At 67.0% G+C, this 8,737-nt stretch carries 4 protein-coding genes; 2 read left to right on the top strand and 2 right to left on the bottom strand.

What is annotated here, in order from left to right; genetic code table 11:
- Window positions 1–274 precede the first annotated feature (274 nt).
- Complete coding sequence (gene mobF / locus J1M87_RS28280; RefSeq protein WP_162182871.1) at window positions 275–6,076, bottom strand: MobF family relaxase; 5,802 nt, start codon at window positions 6,074–6,076, stop codon at window positions 275–277.
- A 175-nt stretch (window positions 6,077–6,251) separates the two neighbouring features.
- On the opposite strand from mobF, the gene J1M87_RS28275 reads away from it, so the two are divergent.
- Both J1M87_RS28275 and J1M87_RS28270 read left to right on the top strand, forming a co-directional pair.
- On the top strand, window positions 6,252–6,539 hold the full coding sequence (locus tag J1M87_RS28275; RefSeq protein ID WP_139278519.1) for a hypothetical protein: 288 nt from the start codon (window positions 6,252–6,254) through the stop codon (window positions 6,537–6,539).
- Window positions 6,539–7,189 carry a M48 family metalloprotease gene (locus tag J1M87_RS28270; RefSeq protein WP_032406404.1) on the top strand — a complete coding sequence of 217 codons (651 nt, stop codon included), beginning with the start codon at window positions 6,539–6,541 and terminating at the stop codon, window positions 7,187–7,189. Before J1M87_RS28275 ends, J1M87_RS28270 begins: the two co-directional genes overlap by 1 nt.
- A 37-nt stretch (window positions 7,190–7,226) precedes the next feature.
- On the opposite strand, the gene J1M87_RS28265 is transcribed toward J1M87_RS28270, so the two are convergent.
- Window positions 7,227–8,483, bottom strand: coding sequence for a hypothetical protein (locus J1M87_RS28265; RefSeq protein ID WP_032406403.1), 1,257 nt, complete (start codon window positions 8,481–8,483; stop codon window positions 7,227–7,229).
- Between the last annotated feature and the right edge of the window lie 254 nt (window positions 8,484–8,737).

Here is an 8,737-nt window from a genome sequence, read left to right as displayed (position 1 = left end):
AGGTCTGCAGATACCTATAGCCCTCGCCACTCGGCAGTGACCACCGAGACCAAGGGCGTGATTAGCCGGTGCCAGGTGGGTCCCAGTCAGGCCGTCATCGTGGTCCCAGATCGGGTTGACACAGCCAGTTGATCCTGGTCGTCACGCGCCATGGTCGCTGCGCCCCCGCTCGGTGTGTGGTGAAAGCGAAAAATCTACCCATGCGGCACACCGGATCGGTGCGGCCGTTCGACTGGTCGGGCTCGTCCATCGTCGTCCGTCCTTCATTCGGTGCTCACAGTTCATGGCCACGGTCCTTTCGTGGGCCGCTCTCGGGTTCTCGGTGCGGTCCCTTGCTTCCCTTTGCCTGCTGTCTGCGTAGTCGTTCGCGTACCGCGTCTTCGGCGGCGCGTTCGCCCTGCGTGAGGGCGGCGCGGCGTTCGAGTTCTGCGCGGTAGCGAGCCAACGTCGCGGCCCCGCTCTCGCTGGGATTGAGCCGTTGACTGAGCGTGGTCTGTTTGATCTTGGCTTTGAGCTCGGGTGTTGCGGTCTTCATGGCCTTGGTTCCCTCGGCGATGCGTTCCTCGATCAGGTCCGGATCGACTGTGGTCTCTGTCGGTTCGGCAGTAGCAGTTGCCTCAGTGCTGACACTGCTCGGCACCGGTGGGGCGCTCTCGTCGGGAAGCGATGTCCCGTGCAGGTCCGGCTCGGAGTCGGGCATCGCCGACGCTTCGGATGCCGGGAGTTCCGAATCGACGGACTCGGTGGTGAGTGCACGGGGATCTCGGGAGGGCTCGACCGCCGCGAACGCTGGATCCGACAGAGCAAGGCGCGCTGTGGTGCGGTCGGATCGAGCCGGTGTACTGCGATTCTGCGCAGGCTTTTTCGGTGCGGCGGTGGGGCTTGCACGGTCGACGTCGGGCTTGGTGAGGACGGCGACCTGGCCGCGACTGTCCGGCTCGGGCGAGCGTGCCGGCGGCAGGGGGGTGTGTTCGGCGACGGCGGGGGCATCGTGGTGGGCCTCGTGCATTTCCGCGCGCATGATCTCGCCTTCGAGTGCGCGAACGGTGGCGCGGGCGTCGTCGACCGACATCTGGTCGATGCTGGCTGCCGTGTCGCGGATGACGTCGGCATCGGCGGTGGTCACGATGTTGCCGGGTCCCCCGGCTGCGGTCTCGAGGTCGGCCTGGGCCCGCTGCCAGAGCTGGTGGGCGTCGCGTTCGGTGGCGTGCGCGTGCTCGCGCAGTATCTCGACCAGGGCGAGGTCGGCCTGGGCGTGGAGTGCGTCGTCGTCGCGGCCGTCCTTGGTCGCGGCTGCTGCAGCTCGCGCCAGGTCTCGGCATCGAGCGTCGGTGGTTTCGAGTTCGCGGGTCGTCTCCAGCCACCGGGCGTGCGCGTCCTGTGCGGCGAAGTACAGCGGGCGCAGGGCGTCGGCGCGGCTGCGGACATCGACGATCATGGGGATCGCAGCGGTCATCGCGGGGCCTCGTTCGTCGAGGTACGCGCGCCACAGATCGTTGCTGCGGGTGCGTGCGTCCGCGAGCTCGGCGTGCAGCGCGGCCACCCGGGCAGCGGGTGCGATGTCTTCGTGTTCGGGGCGGACCATGCGCAGGGAGTCCATCGACTCCGCGAGCATGTCCCAGTCGGCCCCGGTGTCGTACTCGAAGTCCGGTGGCGGCAGGTCGGACTCCGGGTCGGGAGGCAGGTCCGCGTCGCTCAGCTCGGGGTAGTAGTCGTCGAAGCCGGCCTCGAACACCGGGCCGGTCCCGGTGACGGTTGCGGTGGTGGTCTCGGGGGCGTGGCTCTGCGTGGTGGCGGGGGTCGACTCGTACGGGTCGATTTTTCCGGCGACGGTTGCTGCTGCCTCGTCCTCGGCAGGGTCGACCAGTGCGTGTTCGACGGCTGGGAAGTCGTGGTGGGTGAACTCGTGATGGCTCAGGGCGGTGATCCGCCACGCCAACGCTTGGGTGAGCTCGTCGGGGCGTAGTTCGTCGTCGACGTCGCGGGCCTGGGTGAGCAGCTCGTCGGTGAAGGCCAGGATCTGCTGCGGCTCCCAGTCGATGGGCGCGTTGTCGACCGCGGCGACGAGGGAGGGCCATGCGTGATCGCTGCGGATCGTGCGCGCGGTCTCCTCGCCGAACACGACGTCGAGGGTCGGCGTCCAGTGCGGTGCGAGGTGCTTGGACGGTGTCGTGGAGTCCAGAGCGGCCGGGCTCAGGGTGCGCGAGAGCCGCCACCACAGGGCTGCAGCGGGCATCTCGTCGGGTAGTGGGCGGTCCCCGGTGACCGAACGCAGCAGAGCGGGGACGTCGAGACCGGCGCGGCGGGCGGTGGTCAGCCGGAGTGCGAGCACCGGCCAGAACGGATCGGTGAGGATCCGCGGCTCGATCTTCTGGGCGAGCGCTCTCCAGGCGTTGGTGGCGGCATCGGGCGAGCCGATGACCGCTGCTGCCCTCTTGTCGAGCCGGTTCTGCTGCCGTTTGTGTGCGGCCGCGAACTGCGGGGGACCGGTGGGCCGGAGGTCGATGTCGTCGACTGTGCGCGCTGCGCGCCACACGGCGAGGTCCGCGAGCAGGTCCGGGTGTTCGAGGAAGGGCCGGGCCCAGACCGGCGCGGTCTCGCTGGTCCAGCCGCGGGCTCGTTCGTCGACCGCTGTCGAGAGGGTGTCGACCAGTTCTGCGCGGGCGGTGAGGTAGTTGCTCCACGTCGGGTCTGCACGAAGGGCTGGAGGGATGGCGGGCAGCCACGGCAGGGGGCCGCTGCCGGCGGAATGCTCTCCGCTCGGGTCGAGCCTCCAGTCCAGGACGGCGGCGACGTCGACGGCGGTGTCGAGTTCGCGGTGGCTGGCGGCGCGGGCGAGTGCGGCGATCGGGTCGGTTCCCCCGACGGCGCGGATGGCCAGGTGCTTGCGCAGCACGGGCCATGCTGCAGCGTCGGTGACGCCGGGGACGACCTTGTCCGCTTCGGCATCGATGCGCTCCATCTCGTCGTCGCCGAGGACCTGTTCTGCGGCGGTGCCGACGGCATCGTCGTAGGCCGCTGCGGCGATCGGGAGTCGCTCGGCGGGGTCTGCGAGTCGGCGGGCGGCGGTGGTGGCCGATTCCTGCGCGCCGTCTCGGCCGAGGATGCGGGTGAACAGGTCCACAGCCGTTTGCGGTGTGACGGCTTCAGGGGTGATGACCGAGTGTTCGTCGCCGTCGAGGGCGGACCCGAAGTACAGGTGGTTCTCGCTGCGGCCACGGGTAGCGGCGACGTAGGCGAGCTGCCGGGTCTCGCGTCCACTGAAGACGGTGTGGCAGGTGTCGGCCGTGATGCCCTGCGCGCCGTGAATGGTGCGGGCGTATCCGAGGGTGACCTTCTCGCTGACGTAGTCGGCGGGCAGGGTCACCACACGACCGTCTCCGATGCGGCGGACTTTCAGGCTGCCGTCGGCGTTCGTTTCCTCGACGGTCCACCGGTTGCCGTTGCGGACGAAGTCGGTGGCCCCGATGACGAGTCGTCGATTGTTGCGACGGGTGGTGATGACGTCACCGACCGAGGCGTGCAGTCCGTCGGCCAAGGTGACCTCGCGGCCGATGATGGTCTTGCCCGTCGCAGCGAGGCGGTCGATACGGGCGCGTTCGTTGAGGGTGCGGACCGTGTCCCGGGTGGGGGCGAGCATGACCGCGTCGAGGCCGTTTTCGATGTCGCGTTGCCATGCCGAGTAGGCCTGGTCTTCGGCGGCAACGAGATCTCCGACGTGGACTCGGTTGTTGTCGATGTAGAAGCCGATGGCTTCGGCGTTTCCGGCTCGCAGGTCCAGGGAGGCGAGGCCTTCGGCGTTGTCCTTGAATCGGACGACGTCGGTGAGGGTGATCGCCCCGGTGGTGGTAGCGATGTCGCGGAGCACTCCGCCGGCGGCGACGGAGGCGAGCTGTTGATCGTCTCCGACCAGACGGACGCTGCCACCGCGGTCGAGGACGAACTGCACGGCCAGGTCGAGGTCGGCGGTCGAGGCCATGCCGGCTTCGTCGATGACGACGAGGGAACGGTGGTCGATGCTGTCGAACCAGTCCGGGACTGTCACGACCTCGCCGGGTGCGGCGTCGTCGAGCTCGCAGAGTGTGTCGACGAGTTTGCCGAGGGTGTCGGTGGTTGCGTCGAGGTCTTGTTCGAGGGCGGAGGCTGCGGCGGCGGTCGGTGCCAGACCGAGGACGTGGCCCCCTTCTGCTTCCCAGCTGCTCCGCAGTACGGCCATGGCGGTGGTCTTGCCGGTGCCGGCGGGTGCGAGGGCGAGCTGGAGGCGTTGCCCGGAGGTGGCGAGCTCCCGGACCATCTGTGCTTGGGAGGTGTTGAGATCGAATTTGTTGGCGGCGTGTTCGAGCAACGCGAGGTCGACGGTGAGCGGGTCGACGCTGCGTCCCCCGCCCAGTTGCGCGGCCTGCACGAGGCGGTCTTCGGCGGCGAGGATGGACTCGCAGGTGTAGAGGCGCGTGCCTTCGGTGGTGTAGACGCTGGCCCCGTTGCTGCGGCGCAATACCCCGGGCTCGTCCAGGTCGTCGTCCGGTCCCAACGCGACCGATCGCTGCGGGTCCAGAGCAGCATCGGTGATGGCGGTGATGGCGTATTCCATCTGCTCGCTCGGGACCGAGTGCGCGCGCACGATGCGGGCCGCTTCGGCGCGCACATGCCACTCCTGCCAGCGGGCGCGGCTCTGCCCGACCACCGACAGGGCGTGGTCGGCGCTTTCGGCGATCCACTGTGCGTCCACGGTGACGGGTTCGCGTACGGGCCCGTGGTCGTGGGTGGTGCGTCGGATCATTTCCGAGAGAGCGCGTTCGTTTCCGAGGACTTCGATTGCTTCGGCGCGCCAGGCAGTGCGTTGTTCTGCCAGCGAGCGTGGTTCGTGTTTGGCTTCGCGGGTTTCGAGGTTGGCGCGTTGGTTGAGTTTGCGGGCTTCGGCGGGTGTGGGTTCGCGGCCGAGTTCGCGTTGGAACTCGGCGGCGAGTTCTCCGCGGCGCAGGTCGATCATCCCGGCGCGGGAGGACCAGCGGGCGGCCAGATCGGCGTCGACGCCTACGATTTCGCGGATCGGGCGTTTGCCGGGGTCAGTGCCGGCGCGCTCGGCGAAGTCGACGCCGAGACGGTCTCGGAGGTATCCCTCGAGGCGGGTGTTGTAGGTCTCGGAGATCGCGACCATCGCTTTGTGCAGTGGCCGGCCGTCGATGGCGAGCCACTTGTTCTGCCCTTTGACTTTCACCTTGTTCGAGATCGCGACGTGGGTGTGCAGGTCGGGCTCGCCCGCGCGGGAGTCGCGGTGGGTGAAGGCGGCGGCGAGCATTCCTTCGGTGTCGACCTGCTGCACACCATCGGTGCCGAGCCGAGTGAGCAGGGCGTTGTTCTCGAACCAGTCGAGCGCGTCTTTGACCGCGTCATGGTGGGCGGCTTCGATCGCTTCGGACATCTCTCGCGGGGCCAGCGCCCACAGGGCACTGACCGACTTCACCGGGCTGAAGGTGACGTCGTATCCGGCGACGGCGGTGGTCTTGGCGCGAGAGTTCTTGGCCACCCAGCCGCTGAGTTCGCGGTCGTCGAGCGGTGCGCGGCCGAGTTCGGTCTCGAACATCTCGCGGGCGATTCGGGTGCGGATCTGCGCGCGGACGTCGTCGTCGACCGGCGCGTGGGAGGGCAGACCGAGGGCGGCGTTGTGTTCGGTGAACGCTTCGCCGACCGCCTTGCGGAACTCGGTGACGCCGGAGTGAATCCGAAAGGGGTTGCCCAGCTTGCTCTCTCGCAGTGCGAGCGCGGCGGCGTCTTTCTTGCTGGCACCGTCGGCGACGAGGGCGGTGGCGTGCCTGCCTTCGATGGCGGTGGCGTCGGGGTGTTTGCCTTCGCCGAACAGCGCGAGCATGTGCGCTTCGGTGACCTCGTCGCCTGCGCCGATGGTGCGCAGCGTGGGTAGCCCCGATCCCATCCAGAGGCCGGGCGACTCGCCTTTCGAGGAGTAGTAGTCCGCGAGAGTGTCGCGTCCACGTGCGGTGGCGTCGTGCGCAGCGACCTGCCGGATCAGGTACATGTACCCGTCCCCGGCCGTCAGCTTGTGCATCGTCGCGGTCACGAAACAGATCATAGCTGCTGTTATCTTTTCGTTATCCTTAATGCAAGAGGTCTGTAGGGCTTGATCTTGGGTTCGTGAGGTGAAATGGTGTGGCAGCGAGAACTGGGCTGTAGGAGAGGGCCTGTGGGTCGTGACGAGTGCTGACTGGCGTGTCTGTGTGGAGGTGGGTACTGCGGTGAGTAGGTCGGGTGATCGGATCTCCACGCGGACTCAGCTCCGCGCGGCGGCGGCGGCGAAGGTGGCCGGCGCGGCCAGCTCGGCCCGTCCGGCGGTGGCATCGTTTCTGGCTGCGCAAGCTCAGGTGGTCGCAGCGGAGCGGGCGATGGTGGCGGCGTTGATCGAGTTGCAGGCCCATGTCGGCGGTCTCGATGTGGCGGCGGAGATGGTGGGCCTGGACGCGGGAGCGGCCCGCGCTCTGGTCTCGCGTGTGGCTGCCGATGGCGCTGAACGCGAGGGTGGGTGATGGCCGTGCGTCGACCGGTGCCGCAGTCGACGACGAGCGCCGAGCAGCGCGAGATGTGGGTGGCTCGTGTTGGGGAAATCGCGGCTCTACTCGGTCAGTCCCCTCCCCCGTCCGTCGAGTTCCTCCCCGGTCCGTTGGGTATGGGTGCTCGCTACCACCACGGCACCGACACGTTGGGTGTCACGGACGGATGGATCAGTGCACAGCCGGATCCGCAGTCGTTGCCGTCGTCGGCATTACTGGCCCACGAATTGGGGCACCGTGAGGACTTGACCAAGCTTCGTCGCGCCCGCCGGCTCTACTACGTGGCGTACGTCGTTCTGGTGGTGATCCTGCTCGGTGGCTGCGCCGCAGCGTTCGTGTCGTCGACGCGGGATGCGAACGGCGGGTTGGCCGGGTCGGTGTGGTTCCCCTTGTTCATTCCGTCGATGGGTGTTGCCATAGTGGTCTCGCTCATGGTGATGAGTTGGCCGCGTGAGTACTACGCCGACGGTGTCGCGGCGCGTCTGTTCGGCAGTGACGGTGTTGCGGCGTGCTTGGCGGTGTACGCCGCGAACGGTCCTCGTTCGACCGTCTGGCCGTCGCACACGCACCCCTCACACCGGATGCGGATCGCGCGCCAACGTCGCCGCGAAGCCCAGAGACGTTAGGTTGCTCGGGACGAGAAGCTGTCTACGTGTGTGTCCATCAGGTCTGATCGGACCGGGTGACCGCCGCTCGGTAGCTGTCACCGAGATTTTCGGCCTGGACCGGGATGCTGAGTGGCACTCCGCTGTAGGACTCGCCGTAGGTTTGCGCGGTCACTGTCCACTCGGCAGTCAGAGAGGACGCGGTGTGATCGATCGCGCGCAGGATCAGCAGTTCGTTATCGCTGGTCCATGTCTGATCAGGACGGAGGTGTGGCAGGTCGATTGTGATGACGATCGTCTCGGCATCTGTGTTGTCCCACTCAAGGGGCGCGTCCGCCAGTTGCAAGCCTTTGCGGTAGTCCGTCACCGGAGGAGGCAGATACGTGTCGAACAATGGCTGTCCGGGCGGCGAGACGGGGGGAATGAACTCGTCGAACCCGAAGGTGTCGCGCTCCTCCCAGTCGAGACCTTGCGCGCCTTTGATTGTGATGATGACCTGAACGTCGTTGAGAAAGACCTGTTCGATGTTTCGGAGCCGCAGTCGCAATCCCGGCCACGTAATTGCGGCCAGGTACTGCTCGCTGTCAACCCAGCCTTCTCGCACTTCCTCAGACCACTGGGCAAGACGTGCGTCGAGGTCCGCTCTCGTTCGCGGCTGTGGGTCGTACCCGATTCCCAACAGACTCGAGATGTGCGGCGGGACACCGAACGGTGACGCCTCTCGTGATGCTGCCTCGGCCTCGGCGAATTGCTTCCGCTCATCGTCACTGATCGCGGAGGTGAGGTGCTCTCTCGCAGCCTCGCCGTTGGAAAAGTAGCGGGCAGCGCCGTCGATGAACAGTGATACGTCGATGGGAGGTGGGCCGGCTTCGATGTCGAGATACTGCTTGCGGATCTGCGCCATTTTGGGTCGATCGATGACACCCGTGGTTCGCTCGAGGTGGTAGAGCTCGATCTCGGTTCCGTCTCCGAGATCTACCAGGTTCGCTCGTTCACCCAAGGTCAGCTCCTGATTGGTTACGAAGACGAAGCCATGCGGTGAGTGCGTCTTTGCGCCAGTCAGATCGTCGGTGAACTTGTTCTTGATCGTGGTGAACGTCTGCTGGCCCCTGGGGAAGTACACACCCATGACCCAGCTCTTTCCGTCCTTGGTGGCGACGGCGTCTTTGCCGCCGTCCTTGCCGCCGAGGGGGTGTGAGGGGTCGATGTTCTCGTATCCCTCCGCATCGAGGACGTGCGCCGCGAGGCGCTCTGATGGAGTCTGGCCTTGCGTCCACTCTCGGAGGCGGAACCACGTCTCATCCGTGCGCGTCATCTAAAGGGGCCTTCCGATCTCGAACAACGGTGCAACCGCGAGAGTAGCTACCCTCCGTCGCTCACCCCGGCATACCAGTGCAGCGTTCCGTTGTCCTCGATCGCGGAGGGAAGGCCGACCTTCGATCCGGGGGTCGGGGAGCAGATTGACGAAATCCGGCGCTAAGGGGCAATCGCCGAGCGACCTTGCGCTGTAGGTGATTTCATGTCGTCGTGACTGATGAGGGCGGCTATGGCCGGTTCGGTGCGTTGTCT

Origin of the sequence: Rhodococcus sp. KRD162, assembly GCF_017168335.1 — a bacterium.
Classification (GTDB): Bacteria; Actinomycetota; Actinomycetes; order Mycobacteriales; family Mycobacteriaceae; genus Rhodococcoides.
Note: the sequence above shows the minus strand (reverse complement) of the source record. Positions and strands in the feature narration are given on the sequence as shown.

Excerpts from the sequence above, each read along its gene's own strand:
- J1M87_RS28270 (WP_032406404.1), top strand. The coding sequence starts at position 6,539 with ATGGCCGTGCGTCGACCGGTGCCGCAGTCGACGACGAGCGCCGAGCAG.
- J1M87_RS28265 (WP_032406403.1), bottom strand. The coding sequence starts at position 8,483 with ATGACGCGCACGGATGAGACGTGGTTCCGCCTCCGAGAGTGGACGCAA.